The organism is Mycobacterium sp. 050272, from assembly GCF_039023525.1.
In the GTDB taxonomy this organism is placed as follows: Bacteria; Actinomycetota; Actinomycetes; order Mycobacteriales; family Mycobacteriaceae; genus Mycobacterium.
Window position 1 is genome coordinate 347,721 of record NZ_JBCHKV010000005.1, and the last position, 18,463, is coordinate 366,183.

Annotated in this window: 15 protein-coding genes; 2 read left to right on the forward strand and 13 right to left on the reverse strand. The window is 66.8% G+C overall.

What is annotated here, in order from left to right; all coding sequences use genetic code 11:
- Positions 1 to 78 precede the first annotated feature (78 nt).
- Entirely contained in the window at positions 79 to 900 is an 822-nt protein-coding gene (locus AAHS21_RS13595) for an NAD-dependent deacetylase (RefSeq protein ID WP_342928231.1), read from the forward strand.
- Here AAHS21_RS13595 and AAHS21_RS13600 read toward each other — a convergent pair.
- Positions 897 to 2,165: a cytochrome P450 gene (locus AAHS21_RS13600; RefSeq protein WP_342928178.1), complete on the reverse strand. Its 1,269-nt coding sequence runs from the start codon at positions 2,163 to 2,165 to the stop codon at positions 897 to 899. The two genes, AAHS21_RS13595 and AAHS21_RS13600, sit on opposite strands and share 4 nt — an antisense overlap.
- A 94-nt stretch (positions 2,166 to 2,259) precedes the next feature.
- Between AAHS21_RS13600 and AAHS21_RS13605 the strand changes: the two genes are divergently transcribed.
- Positions 2,260 to 2,904 (forward strand): TetR/AcrR family transcriptional regulator, encoded by a 645-nt coding sequence (locus tag AAHS21_RS13605; protein WP_342928179.1) that lies wholly within the window; start codon positions 2,260 to 2,262, stop codon positions 2,902 to 2,904.
- Here the strand turns inward: AAHS21_RS13605 and proB are convergent.
- From proB to AAHS21_RS13665, 12 genes are all read right to left on the reverse strand, one after another.
- Entirely contained in the window at positions 2,901 to 4,004 is a 1,104-nt protein-coding gene (gene proB, locus AAHS21_RS13610; RefSeq protein WP_342928180.1) for a glutamate 5-kinase, read from the reverse strand. The two genes, AAHS21_RS13605 and proB, sit on opposite strands and share 4 nt — an antisense overlap.
- A complete protein-coding gene (gene obgE / locus AAHS21_RS13615) occupies positions 4,001 to 5,443 on the reverse strand; it encodes a GTPase ObgE (protein ID WP_342928181.1) in 1,443 nt (480 codons plus the stop codon). Before obgE ends, proB begins: the two co-directional genes overlap by 4 nt.
- 42 nt (positions 5,444 to 5,485) lie before the next feature.
- On the reverse strand, positions 5,486 to 5,752 hold the full coding sequence (gene rpmA, locus AAHS21_RS13620) for a 50S ribosomal protein L27 (protein ID WP_342928182.1): 267 nt from the start codon (positions 5,750 to 5,752) through the stop codon (positions 5,486 to 5,488).
- A 15-nt stretch (positions 5,753 to 5,767) separates the two neighbouring features.
- On the reverse strand, positions 5,768 to 6,079 hold the full coding sequence (gene rplU, locus AAHS21_RS13625; RefSeq protein WP_096289317.1) for a 50S ribosomal protein L21: 312 nt from the start codon (positions 6,077 to 6,079) through the stop codon (positions 5,768 to 5,770).
- Between the two features lie 343 nt (positions 6,080 to 6,422).
- Positions 6,423 to 9,230, reverse strand: coding sequence for an Rne/Rng family ribonuclease (locus tag AAHS21_RS13630; RefSeq protein WP_342928183.1), 2,808 nt, complete (start codon positions 9,228 to 9,230; stop codon positions 6,423 to 6,425).
- A 319-nt stretch (positions 9,231 to 9,549) separates the two neighbouring features.
- Positions 9,550 to 9,960: a nucleoside-diphosphate kinase gene (ndk, locus tag AAHS21_RS13635; RefSeq protein ID WP_342928184.1), complete on the reverse strand. Its 411-nt coding sequence runs from the start codon at positions 9,958 to 9,960 to the stop codon at positions 9,550 to 9,552.
- A gap of 29 nt (positions 9,961 to 9,989) precedes the next feature.
- A complete protein-coding gene (locus tag AAHS21_RS13640; protein ID WP_342928185.1) occupies positions 9,990 to 10,367 on the reverse strand; it encodes a DUF4233 domain-containing protein in 378 nt (125 codons plus the stop codon).
- Entirely contained in the window at positions 10,364 to 11,827 is a 1,464-nt protein-coding gene (locus AAHS21_RS13645) for a Mur ligase family protein (protein ID WP_342928186.1), read from the reverse strand. Before AAHS21_RS13645 ends, AAHS21_RS13640 begins: the two co-directional genes overlap by 4 nt.
- Entirely contained in the window at positions 11,824 to 14,472 is a 2,649-nt protein-coding gene (locus tag AAHS21_RS13650; protein WP_342928187.1) for a valine--tRNA ligase, read from the reverse strand. The genes AAHS21_RS13645 and AAHS21_RS13650 overlap by 4 nt, the downstream gene beginning before the upstream one ends.
- 85 nt (positions 14,473 to 14,557) lie before the next feature.
- Positions 14,558 to 15,190 (reverse strand): LysM peptidoglycan-binding domain-containing protein, encoded by a 633-nt coding sequence (locus tag AAHS21_RS13655; protein ID WP_342928188.1) that lies wholly within the window; start codon positions 15,188 to 15,190, stop codon positions 14,558 to 14,560.
- A 285-nt stretch (positions 15,191 to 15,475) separates the two neighbouring features.
- A complete protein-coding gene (locus AAHS21_RS13660; RefSeq protein ID WP_342928189.1) occupies positions 15,476 to 16,732 on the reverse strand; it encodes a trans-acting enoyl reductase family protein in 1,257 nt (418 codons plus the stop codon).
- Between the two features lie 111 nt (positions 16,733 to 16,843).
- Positions 16,844 to 17,383, reverse strand: a complete 540-nt coding sequence (locus AAHS21_RS13665; RefSeq protein WP_342928190.1) for a transglycosylase family protein — start codon at positions 17,381 to 17,383, stop codon at positions 16,844 to 16,846.
- Positions 17,384 to 18,463 lie beyond the last annotated feature (1,080 nt).

Here is an 18,463-nt window from a genome sequence, read left to right on the forward strand (position 1 = left end):
AGCGCGGACGTCGCCGCACGATCAACCCGTACTCTCGAATACGTGCCTGGCCGACCTGAATCTCCGGAACTGGTCGCGATGTTGGCTGGACGCCGGGTCGCGGTGCTGACCGGCGCGGGGATTTCCACCGACTCGGGCATTCCCGACTACCGAGGGCCAGATTCGCCGCCAAGCAACCCGATGACGATTCGTCAGTTCACCTCGGATCCGGCGTTCCGCCAGCGGTACTGGGCACGCAACCACGTGGGCTGGCGGCACATGGACGCGACGCAGCCGAATGCGGGGCACCGGGCGCTGGCCGCGCTGGAGCTTGCCGGGGTGGTGACCGGCGTGATCACCCAGAACGTCGACCTGCTGCACACCAAGGCCGGCAGTGACAACGTGATCAATCTGCACGGCACCTACGCACGGGTGATCTGCCTGAGCTGCGGGGGCACCATGAGCCGCGCCGCGTTGGCCGACGAACTCGAGGCACTCAACCCGGGATTCATCGAACGCACCGAGGCCATCGGAGGCCTGGCGGTGGCGCCCGATGCCGACGCCGTCGTCGCCGATACCACGTCATTTCAGTATCTGGACTGTCCGCGCTGCACCGGCATGCTCAAACCCGACATCGTCTATTTCGGCGAAAGCGTTCCTAAAGAAACTGTGACACAAGCCTTTTCGCTAGTCGACGAGTCCGACGCGCTGCTGGTCGCGGGCTCGTCGCTGACGGTATTCTCCGGCTACCGATTCGTGCGGCACGCTGCCGCACGAGGCATCCCGGTCGCCATCGTCAACCGCGGACCCACCCGCGGTGACAACCTGGCCACCGTCAAACTCGACGGCGGATGCTCGGAGCTTTTGGTGCTACTCGCCTCGGAATTAGGCGGTGCGCCGGCGCCGCTGGCCCTGCACTAAAACGTGCAGGGCAGGCTGCGCACCGCGTGCACGAAGTTGCCCGCCACGTACGTCGCCTCGGTTGCCTGAATGTCGGGCAGCTGACTCAGCAGCTCACCGAAGAAGGCGCGCAGTTGTGCGCGCGCCACATGGGCACCCAGGCAGAAATGCAGTCCGCCGCCCCCGAATCCGACATGAGGATTGGGGCTGCGGCCCAGGTCGAAGTGATCCGGATGCTGGAAGGCATCGGTGTCCCAGTTACCCGACGAATAGAACATCACCACTTTCTCACCCGCGGCGATTCTCTGGCCGCCGAGCTCGAAATCGGTTGCCGCCGTGCGGCGGAAGGTCATGACCGGGGTCGCCCAGCGAACGAACTCCTCGACCGCCACGCCGATCCTGTTCTCGTAATCGGCTAGCAGCCAAGCCCTTTGGGCCGGGAAATCAGTGAGCGCTTTCATAGTGTGGCTCATGGTCTGACGGGTGGTGTCGTTACCCGCCACCGAGAGCAGCACGAAGAACGCGGCCACCTCGGCGTCGGTCAGTCGGTCGCCGTCCACCTCGGCATGCACCAGGCTGCTGATCAGATCTTCGCCCGGCTGCTCGCGGCGTTGCGCGGCGAGCGTGCCGACGACCTGGTGCAGGTACATCTGCTGTTCGAAGATGACCTCCAGTGCGGGGCGCCCATTGAGAAAGTCGGGGTCGGCCCACGACACCAGCGCATCGGTGGCATGTGCCATGCGCTCCCGCTCGGACTCGGGAATGCCGACCATGTCCGACAGCGTGCGGATGGGCAGCTCCTTGGCGCAGAGGTCGACGAAATCCGCTCCGCTGCCGGCGTCGCGGAGCTCCTCCACGATCGCCTTCGCGTTCGCCTGGATCGATTCCTCGATGCGGCGGACCTGCCGCGGCGTGAATGCGGCGTGGGCGAGTTTGCGCAGCTTGGTGTGCCGCGGTGGGTCCATCGCCAGGAACGACTGGGACGCCTCAAGCAGCTCCACCGGAATGCTTTCGAACATCACCCCCTTGCCGGACAGGAAGACCTCGCTGTCGCGGCTGACCGTGGCGATGTCCGCGCGCCGGGTGACCGCCCAATAGCCGGGGTCGTCGGGATCCGGCATCAGGGCGTCTTCGACGGGAGGATGCCAGCTCACCGGCCGCTCGGCCCGCAGCACAGCAAACGAGCGCTCGCGGTCGGCCGCCGTCGTCGACCAGAACTCGCGCGAGGACAGGTCAATCGCGTCGTAGGCGCGTGGGCGGCCGGACTGCCCGGTCAGTACTGCCATCGTTTGCCCTCCATCACGTCATGAAACTGCGGGGAACACTATGCCTAGACACTATGTCTAGTCAAGATGTTGAAATGTCAGTTATGCTCGGCAAATGCCCTCGGTCACCCGCACGCCGCAGCCGAAGCGCGAGCAGTCGCGCCAGCAGCGGCGCGAGGAGATGGAGCGCCGCCTGCTGGACGCCACCGAGCGACTGATGCGTGGCGGGGCCAGTTTCACCGAGCTCAGCGTGGACCGGCTGTCGACCGAGGCCGGGATTTCGCGGGCGAGCTTCTACATCTACTTCGAGGACAAGGGTCATCTGCTGCGCCGGCTCGCCGGACAGGTGTTCGCCGATCTGGCTGACAGCGCGAATCGGTGGTGGAGCGTGGCGGGGCGCCACGATCCGGCCGACGTGCGCGCGGCGATGACGAGCCTGGTGGCCAGTTATCGGCGCCATCAGCCGGTGCTCATCGCGCTCAACGAAATGTCGGGCTACGACCCGGTGGTCGGGGCGACGTACCGCAATCTGTTGACCGCGATCACCGGTCGATTGACCCGGGTGATCGAAGAGGGCCAGGCCGACGGTTCGATTCGCCCGGAGCTATCCGCCGCCACCACGGCCAGCGCTTTGACGTGGATGGCCGAGCGGGCGTGCCAGCAGAATCTGCCCGGCGCGCCGGAATCTTTTGACGCCGAGCTGGCCGCGACCCTGGCCGAAATCATTTGGAACACACTGTATCTGAAGACCGCGTACTAGACGGCAACCAGGTCGTCGGCATGCACGGCGGGCCGGCGCAGCTCGTCGGGCAGCTCCGAGGTCGACCGCCCCATCATGGTCGCGAGCTCGGCCGCGTCGTAGGCGACCACGCCGCGGGCCACCATGGTCGCGTCCGGTCCGTGCAATTCGACGACGTCGCCTGCGTAGAACCGGCCCGTCACGGCGGTGATGCCGGCGGCCAACAGGGAGCGGCGTTGCTGCACCACCGCGCGCACCGCGCCGGCGTCGAGGCTGAGAGAACCGGCGGACTCGGCGGCATATCGCACCCAGAACCGCCGGGCCGACATCCGCGCGGGCCGAGCGGCGAACACCGTACCCGACGCGGCGTCGGTGAGCGCCGTCGCGGCATCCGATGCCGCGGCCAGCAGCACCGGCACCCCGGCGTCGGCGGCCAGCAGCGCCGAGGACATCTTCGACGCCATGCCGCCGGTGCCCAGCGCGCTGCCCGGACCGGCCACCACACCGACAAGGTCCGACGTACCGGCAACCTCGGGAATGAAGCGGGCGCCGTTGGTCTTTCGCGGATCAGCCTCGTAGAGGCCGTCGATGTCGGAGAGCAGCACCAGCGCCTCGGCGCCCACCAGATGGGCCACCAGTGCCGACAGGCGGTCGTTGTCACCGAACCGGATCTCGTTGGTGGCCACCGTGTCGTTTTCATTGACGATCGCCACCGCGTGCAGCGCACGCAACCGGTCCAGGGTGCGCTGGGCGTTGGTGTGCTGGGCGCGCATCGAAATGTCGTGTGCGGTCAGCAGTACCTGCCCGACCATACGGCCGTAACGTGCGAACGCGGCACTCCACGCGTTCACCAGCGCGACCTGGCCCACGCTGGCCGCAGCCTGCTTGGTCGCCAAATCCTTTGGACGACGGGATAATCCGAGCGGCTCGATCCCGGCGGCGATGGCGCCCGAGGACACGATGACCACGTCGGTGCCGGCCTTCATGCGCGCCTCGATCGCATCGGCCAGGCCGGCCAGCCGACCCCCGTCGAACACCCCGGACGGTGTGGTCAGCGCGTTGGTCCCAATCTTGACGACCAGACTGCGAGCGGTGCGGATGGCTTCGCGATGAACACTCACAGCTCGTCACCGCGTTCGCGCCGCCGACGCCGGGCGGCCTTGCGTTCGTCGGCACCGATGCGCTCGGTGCGTTCCAGCCGTGCGTCGGTGCCGCGGCCCGTCAGCGGAACCTGTTGGCCTGCTGGGGTTTGCGGCTCCCAGTCGAATGTCATCTCGCCGATGGTCACCGCACAGCCGGGCTGTGCGCCCAGCCGCAACAGCTCCTCCTCGACACCGAGGCGCGCGAGGCGATCGGCCAGATAACCCACCGCTTCATCGTTGTCGAAATTGGTCTGGCCGATCCAGCGCTCGGGCCGGGCCCCGGTGACCACGAAGCCGCCCTCGCCATCGGACTCGACGGTGAAACCGCTGTCGTCGACAGGAACCGGGCGGATCACCGGGCGTCGCGCTACCGGCGCCGGGCGCGAGGCGTTGTACTCCGAGATCATCTTCTGCAGCCCAAAGATCAACGGCTGCACCCCTTCCCGGGTTGCCGTCGATACCAGGAACACCGGCCAACCGCGCTCGGCGATCTCGTCGCGGACGAACTCGGCAAGCTCACGGGCCTCGGGTACGTCGATCTTGTTGAGTACCACTGCCCGCGGCCGCTCGGCCAGGTCGACCAGCGCCGCATCGCCTTGCAGGGTCGGAGTGTAGGCGGCGAGTTCGGCTTCCAGCGCGTCGATGTCGGAGATCGGGTCGCGGCCGGGCTCAGCAGTGGCGCAGTCGACGACATGCGCCAGCACCGCGCATCGCTCGATGTGGCGCAGGAAATCCAGCCCCAGGCCCCGGCCTTGCGAGGCGCCCGGGATCAAGCCGGGCACGTCGGCAACGGTGAACGACTGCTCGCCGGCCGAGACGACGCCGAGATTGGGAACCAGCGTGGTGAACGGATAATCGGCGACCTTGGGTTTGGCCGCCGAGATCACCGATACCAACGACGACTTGCCCGCGGACGGAAAGCCGATCAAGCCGGCATCGGCCACGGACTTGAGCTCGAGGGTGAGGTCGCGCGCCTGGCCGGGCTCACCGAGCAGCGCGAAGCCGGGTGCCTTGCGCGCCCGCGACGCCAGCGCCGCATTGCCCAGCCCGCCACGGCCGCCGGCGGCCGCTTCGAATCGGGTGCCCGCGCCGACCAGATCGGCGAGCAGCCGGCCGTTTTCGTCCAGCACGACAGTGCCGTCGGGCACCTTGACTTCCAGGTCCGCACCGGCCGCGCCGTCGCGGTTGCTGCCCGCCCCCTGCTTGCCGTTGGGAGCGGTGACGTGCGGACGGAAATGGTAGTCCAGCAGCGTGTGTACAGCGGGGTCGACGACGAAGACGATGCTGCCGCCGCGGCCGCCATTGCCGCCGTCGGGACCGCCGAGCGGCTTGAACTTCTCGCGATGAACCGAGGCGCAGCCGTTACCGCCGGAGCCAGCTCGGGCGTGGATGACGACTCGATCGACGAACCGAGGCATCGGGGGTCCTCTCAGCTACCCGCATGCACGGGCGCGACGACCTCAGTCGGTGGTCTGCCCGGCCGCGACGATGTTGACGGTCTTGCGGCCGCGCTTCTCGCCGAACTCGACCGCACCGGCCGCCGTCGCGAACAGCGTGTCGTCGCCGCCACGGCCGACGTTGACGCCGGGGTGGAAGTGGGTGCCACGCTGGCGGACGATGATCTCGCCGGCCTTGACGATCTGGCCGCCGAATCGCTTGACGCCCAGCCGCTGAGCGGCGGAGTCGCGACCGTTGCGCGAGCTGGAAGCGCCTTTTTTGTGTGCCATGTCTGTCGCCTCCCGCTACTTGATTCCGGTGACCTTCAGGACCGTCAGCTGCTGACGGTGACCCTGACGCTTGTGGTAGCCGGTCTTGTTCTTGAACTTGTGGATACGGATCTTCGGGCCCTTGGTGTGCTCGAGCACCTCGCCGGTCACGGCTACCTTGGCCAGCGCGGCAGCGTCGGAAGTGACGGTCGCACCGTCAACCACGAGCGCCACCGGCAGCGACACCTGGGCGCCGGGGTCGGATTCGAGCTTCTCGACCTTGACCACGTCGCCGACGGCAACCTTGTACTGCTTGCCACCGGTCTTGACGATTGCGTAGGTCGCCATCGTTGCTCCTGCCTCTTCTTCACGTCTTCCGCGCGCGTACCAACTGCGATGCGCGTGGTGGGTCTGGGGAGCGGGAGAATTTCCCGCCTGTCGTCCGCCGAAGTCAGCTGCCCGGCTTGACGACAACTGTCCAAGGGTACGTGACCAGCGGCTACAGGGTCAAACCAGCACCCGGGCCCGCCGCAGCGGGATCCGCGCTCCCCCGAGACCAGCGTCAGCAACCGGACAAATCGATCCTTCCAGGCATATCTTAGCTTCTAGCTAACTCCACACAGCGCCGGAGGCCGGCCAAAGCGCCGAGGTGCCCGTCTTCTGCCGATCGTGCCCGCCGCCGCGTGACGGTTCAGTCCGCGTGGATGGGCGGACCTGCCGGTCTGCCCGCCGCGCGCCGGCGACGCGGACGTCCGAAGCCCGAGTCGCTGTCGGACCCGTTCGGCGAACCGTTTTCGTCGTCGGAATCCTCGTCGTCGTCGAGATCCTCGTCCTCGTCGTCAAGGTCGAGATCCTCGTCGTCGTCGAGGTCTTCGTCGTCATCGTCGAGATCCTCGTCGTCGAGATCCTCGTCGACCGAGTCCTCCTCGTCGACGTCGTCGGTGTCCTGATCGGTGTCGTCGTCCTCGAAGGCATCGGAGTCGGTGTCCTCCAGGTCGGCGGGACCCTCACCCTCCACCTGGGTCTGCTCGTCGATCTCGGTGACGTCCTCGCCGGCCTCCTCGACGTCACCGTTGTCGCGAGTGGCCATCGCCTTGAACATCGGATGCTCGCCCGGCGCATGCACGGGCACCTTGGCGACGGCGGGCTGATCGGCGGGCTCTTCGGATCGATTCTTCTTCGACCGCTTGCCGCGACGGCCGCCGCCCGACTCGGACTTGCGCCCGTTCGACGGGGCCGAGTCGACCGGATCGGCGTGCAGCAGGATCCCGCGGCCGCCGCAGTTCGGGCACGACGTCGAGAACGCCTCGATCAGACCGGTTCCCAGTCGCTTGCGGGTCAATTGCACCAGGCCCAGCGATGTCACCTCGGACACCTGGTGGCGGGTGCGGTCCCGGGCCAGCGACTCGGTGAGCCGCCGCAGCACCAGGTCGCGATTGGACTCGAGCACCATGTCGATGAAGTCGATGACCACGATGCCGCCGATGTCCCGCAGCCGCAGCTGACGCACGATCTCCTCGGCCGCCTCGAGGTTGTTCTTGGTGACCGTCTGCTCGAGGTTGCCGCCGGATCCGGTGAACTTGCCGGTGTTGACGTCGACCACCGTCATGGCCTCGGTCCGGTCGATGACCAGGGTGCCACCCGAGGGCAGCCACACCTTGCGCTCCATCGCCTTGGTCAGCTGCTCGTCGATGCGGTGCACCGCGAACACGTCCGGCCCGGGCTGCCCGTCCGCAACGGGCGGGGGATCGTATTTCGTCAGCTTCGAAACTAGATCGGGCGCAACGGAATTCACGTAGTCGTTGATGGTGCTCCACGCCTCGTCGCCAGAGACGATGAGACCGGCGAAGTCCTCGTTGAACAGGTCGCGGATGACCTTGACCAGCACGTCGGGCTCTTCGTACAGCGCGACTGCCGCGCCGGCGGCCTTCTCTTTGGTCTCGCCCGCCTTGGCCTCGATCTGCTCCCATCGCTCCTGCAGTCGGTTGACGTCGTCACGGATGTCTTCTTCTTTGACACCCTCGGACGCGGTCCGGATGATCACTCCGGCGTTGGACGGCACCACCTCACGCAGGATCTCCTTGAGACGCTGGCGCTCGGTGTCGGGCAGCTTGCGGCTGATCCCGGTCGATGAGGCCCCCGGGACATAAACCAGGTAGCGGCCTGCCAGCGAGACCTGGGTGGTCAATCGGGCGCCCTTGTGTCCGACCGGGTCCTTGCTGACCTGGACGACAACGTAATCGCCTGGCTTGAGTGCCTTTTCGATCTTGCGCTCGGCCCCGCCCAGCCCCGCGGCCTCCCAGTTGACCTCGCCGGCGTACAGCACGCCGTTGCGGCCGCGACCGATGTCGACGAAGGCCGCCTCCATCGAGGGCAGCACGTTCTGCACGATGCCGAGGTAGATGTTGCCGACCAGTGACGCCGACGCCGCCGATGTCACGAAATGCTCAACCACGATGCCGTCTTCGAGCACGGCGATCTGCGTGTAGCGCGCACCCGGGTGCGGCGGCTCGGTGCGGACTCGGTCGCGCACCACCATGACCCGTTCGACGGCCTCGCGGCGCGCCAGGAATTCGGCCTCGGTGAGTACGGGCGGGCGGCGCCGTCCGGCGTCACGCCCGTCGCGGCGGCGCTGCCGCTTGGCCTCAAGCCGCGTCGACCCGTCGATGCCCTTGATCTCGGCATTGCTCGAGCCGTTGTTGCCCCTGCCGTCATCGGATGAGCCGCCCTTGCCGCGCGGCGCTCGTTCGTGCACCACGGTGTTCGGCGGATCGTCGGGCGCGGAGGAGCTGTCGTCGTTGTCGTCACCCGAACCCGACTTACGACGACGACGCCTGCGACGACGCCGGTTGGCGCTGTCCGGCGAACCGTCATCGGCGCCGTTGTCGTCGTCGGAGTCGTCCGAGTCCTGATCGTCGGAGTCGTCCGAGTCGTCGGAGTCAGCGGATCTCTGGCCGCGCTGCTCGCCGTCACCGTCGTCGTCCAGGTCGGACCCGCCCTGTTCGCCACGGCCCCGGCCGCGGCCCCGCCGGCCCCGGCGCCGCCGCCGGTTAGCCGGCCGGTCGGCCTGTTCCTCGTCGTCGTCACCGTCATCGGAATCGTCGGTCTCAGTGTCGACGCCGTCGTCGGCGCGGCTTTGAACGTCGGTCGCCACGGGCTGTGGCGCCACGAACAGCGGCATGTAGGCGGGGCGGTCGATCGCGTTCTCGACCGTCGTCCGGGACGCGGTTTCTCCAGGTGAAGCGACCTCCGCGCTGCTGAAGGCCACGAAGTTCTCCGGGGGCCGCGGCGACAACAGATCGCGCACCCGAATCGCGTCCTCGTAGTCCACGCCGGAATGCGCGCTGCGGATGCGTCCATCCAGTGCGCTGAGCGCGTCGACCACTCGCTTGCTGGTCGTTCCCAGTGCTCGTGCCAGTGAATGGACTCTCAAACGGTCCGGCAGGTCCTCCTGGGCCGGCACAGTTGAACTGTCTGAAGTTTGGTCACCGTCTATCACTTATTCTCCTCAAGCCCCCGGGCGCGTCTTGTCGACGCGGCCACGCGAGGGCTTCGCTATGTACCCGGGTCACTTCTCCCGGACTTGTGATGGTCTTGCCCCGAGCGGCTCGGCTAGAACCCACTCGGTACCGTGCTGAATGTCGGCCTGACATGCGGCGCAACATTGCGAGCTGGCAATGGTCGCGCTTGTCTAAGTCTTCATTCGGGTGTCTGACGCCGGTCCGGCGACGTTCACCCGCAGTCAGTATCCCACATCACGCCGCGGGCCCAAACGAGCCTGACCTGGAACCCCGGCGACGGGGAGTGGGTCTAAGGGCCTAAGCGCCGGGAAACCATAGCGCGATTTCGCGCTTGGCTGAATCGACCGAGTCGGATCCGTGCACCAGATTCAGCTGCGTTTCCAGCCCGAAATCACCGCGGATGGTGCCCGGGATGGCCTTCTCCACCGGGTCGGTACCCCCCGCGAGCTGCCGAAACGCCGCAATGGCGCGCGGTCCCTCGACGATCGCCGCCACGACCGGCCCCGACGTGATGAAGTCGAGCAGCGACTCGAAGAACGGCTTGCCGTCGTGCTCGGCGTAGTGCTGCGTGGCCAGCTCTTTGCTGACGCTGCGCAGCTCGAGCGCCGCGATCGTGAGGCCCTTGCGCTCGATGCGGCTGATGATCTCGCCGATCAGCCGCCGTTCGACGCCATCGGGCTTGATCAGTACCAGGGTCCGTTCCGTCACGGCGGTCAGCGTACAGAAAGAATCGCGACTCAGCCCGGCGGTGTTTGCCGCTGACGGCGACGGACCTCGGCGCGGAAGTAGGCGATCAGCAGCCACAGCCCGGTGAACAACACGCCGATGAATCCGATGCCCGAGTACACCGCGAACCCGGCGAGGACGACGACCTGCACGCTCAGGTTCACCCAGATCGCCCAGGGCCTGCCCTGCACTCCGGACAGCACGATGAGCAACCCGGCCACGCTGACCAGATAGCCCAGGGACACCGAGGTCAATCCGCCGCCGACCGCACCGACCACCGGGATCGCCAGCAGCACCACGATCGCCTCCAGGATCAGCGTTGCTGCCATCACGCCCCGGAAGCTCTTCCAGGGGTCGGCCGGCGGCGGGTTCTGCTCGCTATCGGTCATTGGGGGTCACGACCAAACAAGGTACGCGCCGCCCCGGCGGTGAACACCGAGCCGGTGATCACCATCCCGGTGCCGGAAAACTCTTCCGCTTCGCCCTCGGCGGCGGCATCGTCGACCAGCGCGGTCGCGACGTCGATCGCGTCGCGCAGGTTTTCGGCGGTCAGCACCCGGTCGGGCCCGAACCGCTGCTGGGCGGCCAGCGACAGCGCCTCGACATCCAGTGCCCGCGGCGACCCGTTGTGGGTCACGACGACGGCATCGAACGCCGGCTCCAGCGCGGCCAGGATTCCGTCGACGTCCTTGTCTGCCATAACGGACAGGACCCCGACCAGGTAGCGAAAGTCGAATTCTCTGTCCAGGGTCTGCGCTAGCGCGGCCGCTCCGGCGGGATTGTGGGCGGCGTCGATGAAAACCGTTGGCGCGCTGCGCATGCGCTCCAGCCGGCCCGGACTCGTGACGGCGGCGAAACCGGCCCGCACCGCCTCGACGTCGAGCTGACGCTGCGCACCGGCGCCGAAGAAGGCCTCGACCGCCGCTAGAGCCACCACCGCGTTGTGCGCCTGGTGCTCGCCGTGCAGCGGCAGGTACATGTCGGAGTACACCCCGCCGAGGCCCTGCAGCTCCAGGACCTGCCCGCCGATTGCGACCTGACGGCTCAGCACCGCGAACTCCGAGTCCTCACGCGCGACGGCGGCGTCGGCCGAAACAGTCTGTGCCAGAATCACTTCCATCGCCTCTGGCACTTGGCGGGCGATGACCGCGACGGTGTCGGGCGCACCTTCTGGCGCCTTGGTGATGATGCCCGCCTTCTCGCCCGCGATCCCGGCGATGTCCTCACCGAGGTATTCGACGTGGTCGATGCCGACCGGGGTGATGACCGCGACGGGCGCGTTGATCACGTTGGTGGCATCCCAGCTCCCACCCATGCCGACCTCGACCACGGCGACCTCGACCGGCGCATCGGCGAAGGCCGCGAATGCCATCGCCGTCAGCACCTCGAACTTGCTCATCGCCGGACCGCCCACGGCCTGCGACTGAGCGTCGATCATCTGGACGAACGGCTCGATCTCGCGGTAGGTCGCCACGTATTGCGCTGGGCTGATCGGCTTTCCGTCGATCGCGATGCGCTCGATCGCCGACTGCAGATGCGGGCTGGTGGTGCGGCCGGTGCGCCGGTGCAGCGCGGTCAGCAGCGCGTCGATGATGCGCACCACTGACGTTTTTCCGTTGGTGCCCGCGACGTGGATCGACGGATAGCCGAGCTGCGGCGAGCCGAGCAGATCCATCAGGGCGCTGATACGGGTCAGGCTCGGTTCGATTTTCGTCTCGGGCCAACGCTGGTCCAGCAGGTGCTCGACCTGTAACAGGGACGCGATCTCGTCCGGCGTCGGAGCGGCATCCGGCGCCGGAGCAGAGCTGGTGGGCCCAGGTTCGTCGAGCCAGTCGGGCTCGTCGGTCATTGCAGCCCGGCCAGCCTGGTGTTGATGCGCTCGGTTTCCTCTAGAGCAACCCGCTGACGGTCGCGGATCTTGGTGACGACTTGTTCCGGCGCCTTGGCCAGGAAGTCAGTGTTGCCCAATTTAGCTGCAGTGGAGGCTAATTCCTTCTGCGCTGCAGCCAAGTCCTTCTCCAGGCGGCGGCGCTCGGCGGCGACGTCGATGGTGCCCGAGGTGTCGAGTTCGACGACGACGGTGCCGCCGCTCAACCGAACTTCCACCGATGCCGACGGGTTGAACTCGGGGCCCGGCGCGGTGAGCCACGCCAGCGACGTCACCGCGGACACCTGAGTGCTCAGACCGCTGTCCTCGACACCGGCCAGCCGGGCCGGCACCTTCTGCCGGTCGGCCAGACCCTGGTCGCTGCGGAACCGGCGAACCTCGGTGACCAACCGCTGCATATCGCTGACACGCTGCACCGCAACCTGATCCAGGCTGATACCGGAGGGCTTCGGCCACTCGGCGATGACCAGGGACTCCTCCCCCGTCAGGGCCTGCCACAGCTCCTCGGTGACAAACGGGATGACCGGGTGCAGCAGCCGAAGCAGCGTATCGAGGGCCGCGGCCAGCACCGCGGTGGTGTGGATGAGCCCGTCGGCGAGCTGCACCTTTGCCACTTCGACATACCAGTCACAGAATTCGTCCCACGCGAAGTGGTAGAGCGCCTCGCAGGCCCGGCTGAACTCGTAGCTGTCGAACGCCGAATCCACCTCGGCGCGAACCTCTTCCAACCGCCCCAGGATCCACCGGTCGGCATCGGTCAGCTCTGCGGCCGGCGGCACCGGTGCCAGTTGCGCGCCGTTGAGCAACGCGAAGCGGGTGGCATTGAACAGCTTGGTGACGAAGTTGCGCGACGCCCGGACGGCATCCTCACCGACGGACAGGTCGCCGCCGGGACTGGCACCACGGGCGAGGGTGAACCGCAGCGCATCGGCCCCGAACATCTCCAGCCAGTCCAGCGGGTCGATCACGTTTCCCTTGGACTTGCTCATCTTGCGGCCGAACTCGTCGCGGATCAGCCCGTGCAGGAAGACGTCGGTGAACGGCACCTGCGGGCCGCGGGAGCCGCCGAGCGTGATCGCGTCGTCGCCGCCGACGAAGGTGCCGAACATCATCATCCGCGCTACCCAGAAAAACAGGATGTCGTATCCGGTCACCAAAACACTTGTCGGATAAAACTTTTCCAGTTCCTGAGTCTTATCCGGCCAGCCCAGCGTGGAAAAAGGCCACAGCGCCGACGAGAACCAGGTGTCCAGCACGTCGGGGTCTTGGGTCCAGCCCTGTGGCGGGGTCTCGTCCGGGCCGACACAGACCTGTTCGCCGTCTGGCCCGTACCAGATCGGGATGCGGTGGCCCCACCACAGCTGTCGCGAGATGCACCAGTCGTGCATGTCGTCGACCCAGCCGAACCAGCGCGGTTCCAGGCTGGCCGGGTGAATCACGGTGTCCCCGTTGCGCACCGCGTCGCCGGCGGCTTTGGCTAGCGACTCCACCCGGACCCACCACTGCAGCGACAGCCGGGGCTCGATCGGTTCGCCGCTGCGCTCCGAGTGCCCGACGCTGTGCAGGTAGGGACGCTTCTCCGCGACCACCCGGCCCTGCGCGGCCAGCGCCTCACGCACGGCGACACGAGCTTCGAAGCGGTCCATCCCGTCGAATTGTGTTCCGGTATCGACGATCCGTCCCTTGGTGTCGAGGATCGAGATCATCGGCAACTCGTGACGCAGCCCGATCTCGAAGTCGTTCGGGTCGTGCGCAGGCGTGACTTTGACTGCGCCGGTGCCGAATTCGGGGTCCACGTGCTCGTCGGCGACGATGATCAACTGCCGATCGAGGAATGGGTGCGGCAGCGTGGTGCCGACCAGGCGGCGGTAGCGTTCGTCGTCGGGATGCACCGCGACCGCCGTGTCACCGAGCATCGTCTCGACCCGGGTGGTGGCCACCACGATGTGTGGCTGCGAGTCGTCGAGCGACCCGTACCGGAACGACACCAGTTCGCCTTCGACCTCCTGATAGTCGACCTCGATATCGGAGATCGCCGTCTGGAGCACCGGCGACCAGTTGACCAGTCGTTCGGCCTGATAGATCAGCCCCGCGTCGTAGAGCCGTTTGAATATGGCCCGGACCGCGCGGGACAGGCCCTCGTCCATCGTGAACCGGTCGCGGTCCCAGTCGACCCCGTCGCCGAGGCGACGCATCTGGCCGCCGATGGCGCCGCCGGACTCGCGCTTCCAATCCCAGACCTTGTCGACGAAGAGCTCGCGGCCGAAGTCCTCTTTGGTCTTGCCGTCGACCGCGAGCTGCTTTTCCACGACGCTCTGCGTCGCGATGCCGGCGTGATCCATCCCCGGCTGCCACAGCACCTCGTATCCCTGCATGCGCTTGCGACGGGTCAGGGCGTCCATCATCGTGTGTTCCAGCGCGTGGCCCATGTGCAGGCTGCCCGTGACGTTCGGCGGCGGCAGCACAATCGAGTACCCGGGCTTGGAACTGGTCGGGTCGGCCTTGAAGTAACCGGCGTCCACCCATTTCTGGTAGATGGCCGACTCCAGCGCGCCCGGATCCCACGACTTGGGCAGGTCGGCGGCGGAGCGGGGGCTGGCGGTCACCGGTCAATTCTAGGAACCGCGACAGGCCCGCGTGTAAGCGCCCGAACACGGGTGTGCTCGGTCACTCTCGGTGCCACCGCCCCAATCAGGGAATCGTGAGCACCTGGCCGGGGTGGATCAGGTCTGGATCGGAGACACCGCTGGCGTCCGCGATCACCTGATACTTGCTGCCGTCACCGTAAATCCGCTCCGCGATCGCCCACAGCGTGTCGCCGGATACGACGGTGTAGGTGCGCGGCGCGGGCTCGGGGGGCGCCTCGCCCGCGGGCTCCGGAATGCCGCCGACGGGACCGGACATCGGTTCCGGGGCGGGCTCGGCGACGGGCTCGGACGTGTCGGTCGTCACATCCGCGGGTTCGGCGGCCGGCGCCGGAGGTGGCGGACCGTCGGTCTCGGTGTGGGTGGACCACGCCGGTCCGTCCGCGGCGTAGAGCACAAGGTTGCAGTCGTCCTGAAGCACCAGCCGGACGTCCTTCTTGCCTTTGGTGTCGGTGTGCCATACCGGCTTGTCCGATGTGTACAGGACGAAATTGCCGTCGGGCTGCACCTCGGCGCGCTGCACGTCTTGGCCGTTGGTCGCCGTCGCCCACAGCGCTTCCCCACGCGCGGCCAGCACGAGGTTGCCGTCGTCTTGCAGCGTCAGTGTGTAGGCCCCGTTCTTGGAGGCGAGCGATTGCCCCCGCTGCAGCTGTTGTCCTTCAGTTAGCGTGTCTGACATGGCTTTTCCCTCTCATCATCTAGTCCGGCGTGATGACGCCGGACGCGTCTGCCGGTGCCCGGTGAGTGGGCGCCCACTGAAAATCGGTCGCAGCTGGCATACCTCCCTCGACGGAATCGAAACCATCTGAAATCTTCGGAGATCGCCCCAGACGTGCTGTGACGCTTGGCTCCTTCGTGCGGCGTGGTCTGTCGCGACGAACCATCTCTTGCACGGATGTTCAGGCAGGTCGCCTAGGACACTAGTCCGATGCGGTGCCGATCGAAAGCCGTTGTGGCAGCGGGTTTAATCCAACCGCTCGGTCCGCAGCGACACGCCGGCGGCGGGCAGCCGGGCCAGCAAAACGTCGCCCATCGCAGCCGCCGGAGTGAGCACACCGCGCAAGTCCGTGAGCTTGTCCCGGTCCAGTGCGAGGGCCAGGCCACACTCCCCCAGCAACACCGCCGTCGCCTTATAGCCGGGGTCCCCCTGCTGCTCCATCCGCGCCACATACCGCGCACCACTGGTTGTAGTGGTGTAGGTCTCGAGCCGGTAGTAGCCGCGGTCACGCGTTTTTTCGCTCGGACCGGTGCCGGGTTTGGGTGTGATGCGGTCCACCAGCGCTTCCGGCAGCAGCCGCAAGTAGCGACTGCCCAGTCCAAACGTCGCGTTGCCGATCCCGGCCATGATCGCCGACGCCACCGGTGCCAGCGGCGACGAGCCCAGGCTCATGTGTTCGGTGTAGCGAAAGCGCCGGCCGTACGCCCAACCCAGTAATGCGTTGCTGCGGCGCACGATTCGGGTGTTGATGGACGACATGAAAAAACCGGCTGTCCATACTCCGGTCAGCTCCGGCGCGATGTAGCGACCCCGCCGCCAGGGCAGATCGGGCTGCCGCCCGAGTTCGGGTTCGGCGCCGCGATCAGTGCTGAGCGTGTACGGGTCGACAAGCAGGCTGCGGACATTCGCGTCGCTGGACGCGGCTCGCAGCACGCCCATGAGCGACGCGACCGTCCCGCCGGAGAACCCACCCATCAATGCGCGCATCACGAAGTTGGTATCCCCGAGCTCGCCGGAGCCGTCGTCTTGGGCCGCCCGATACAGGGCGTACACCGTCAGGTCCGAAGGGACAGAATCGAATCCGCAGCAGTGCACGATCCGGGCGCCGTTGTCGGCAGCCTGCTTGTGATACAGATCGATGGCCTCGCGGATGAACATCGCCTCACCGGTCAGGTCCGCGTAGTCGGTACCCGCCGCGGCGCACGCAGCCACCAACGGCATGCCATAGCGGGCGTACGGCCCGACCGTGGTGACGACGACTTGGGTGCGAGCGGCCATCTCTTCCAGGGTCGAGGGCGACGCCGCATCGGCGCTCAGCACCGGCCAGGACTGCGCGGACTCCCCGAGGCTGTCGCGGACGGCGCGCACGCGATCTGCCGACCTGCCGGCCAAGGCGATCCGCGCACCGGCTCCGGCGCGTGCCAGGTATTCGGCGGTGAGCTTGCCGACGAAGCCGGTCGCCCCGTACAGCACGATGTCGAATTCACGCCCCGATGCGGTCATCGTCGCGACGGTACCGGATCGACATCGGCTGCTCCGCAGCCGCGCGTACCGCAGCTTGCCCAACAGAAAATGCCGGGCACAAAGGCCCGGCATTTTCTGTGATCTGTGAGGTCAGCCGCGACGGCCGCAGACCGGCCACGCGCCGATCCCCTGCGAGTGCAGCACGTTCTCGGCCACCCGGATCTGCTCCTCGCGGCTTGCGCCGGACGGGGAACCCGACCCGCCGTTGGCGCGCCAGGTGCTCGGGGTGAACTGCAGGCCACCGGAGAAGCCATTGCCGGTACTGATGCCCCAGTTGCCACCCGACTCGCACTGCGCGATGGCATCCCAGTTCACGCTGTACGCCTTGATCGGCGCCGGGGCTTCCGGTGCCGGTGGCGGCGGGGCGTCAAAGCCGACCGGGGCGGGCGGCGGCGGAGCGTCCGGCGCCGGCGGCGGCGGGACGTTCGGGTCAAAGCCCACCGGCGCAGGCGGCGGGGCGTCCGGTGCCGGAGGCGGCGGAACGTCGAAGCCCGCCGGCGCGGGCGCGCCGGGAGCGGGGGCGTCGGGAGCCGGCGGCGGGGGCACATCCGCGCTCGCGGTGGCGGACGGAAGCGTCACCAGCGAACCTGTGATAGCAGCGAGGATGAGCGTCTTACGGACGTTTTTCAAAGCGTTCCTTTCGCGAGCGCGCGCGCCAAAGCAAACCCACGGATGGGTTTAGGTGGTTCGTGAAGTGGAAATAGGTGCTCTGGACCGTGCCGTCTCGTTCCGGCACGACAGCGAGGGCAGGGTTTGCCCAGCAGGCACAAAGCCGCTGGCTGTCGGACGGCGATCGCCGTCCGCAACCTCGCTCACACACGGGTATGTGGATTAAATTTTGTTTAACCCCTTTCGGGCTAAAAGGCACCGTATGGGACGGCGGAGCGTTCGTCATATCCGACACGCCGATATCTCGGAACAATAACGAGCAGATCACGACGTGAGTAGAGAATAATTTCTGCAGGTCAGCGACGCCTTTTCTTCGCAAACTCCCAGGTCAAGATCATGGCGTTTTCGTGACTCGAATCACGCCCATTTTGTGAGCTGGGCCACCTGTTTGCCGGACGGTCGAGCTACCGGCCGGTTCGCTCGCTGGCGGACGCGATCGAGGTCGATCGGCAGGCGCACTATCATTGATCTTGATCGGTTCAGCTCGAGTCGCATCATCCGAAAAAATACGCTGCTAGCGGCTGAAACATGCTCTTCCACAACGTCGTTCGTCGACGCAAGCGCGGGGCGCCCCAGCGGCAGGCGTCAGCATCGCGTAAACACGTCTCGACAAACGTTTCAGCCGAGTTACGCAGTGCTTCAACGACTTTAATGAGAACTCCGGCCTGGAGGAGCTGCGGCGCCCCTCCGACACGTCGGTCCCTGGCGCCAAGGACGAGACCGTGTGCCGCGCGCCGACTGATTTGCACAAAGCAATTTGCTGGAGAAATCCACCGCGCTTCTTCAACTGCCCGCACGACCGCGCCGGTGACGACCCGTCCCGCCAGCACGCCGAGCAGCACTCGAAACATGCTGTGGCACAACGTGACCCACTGCCCATGGCAGGCTCCGATTACGGCACATGCGGAAACGACGCGCCGAATACCCGGATATTTACTACATTCGAATCACAGACGAGGATGAATAAACGGTTAACTGGTCGAGCATTAAAGCGATGCTTTTATCGCGATAATTGAGATGAAACCGAATAACTAATCTCAA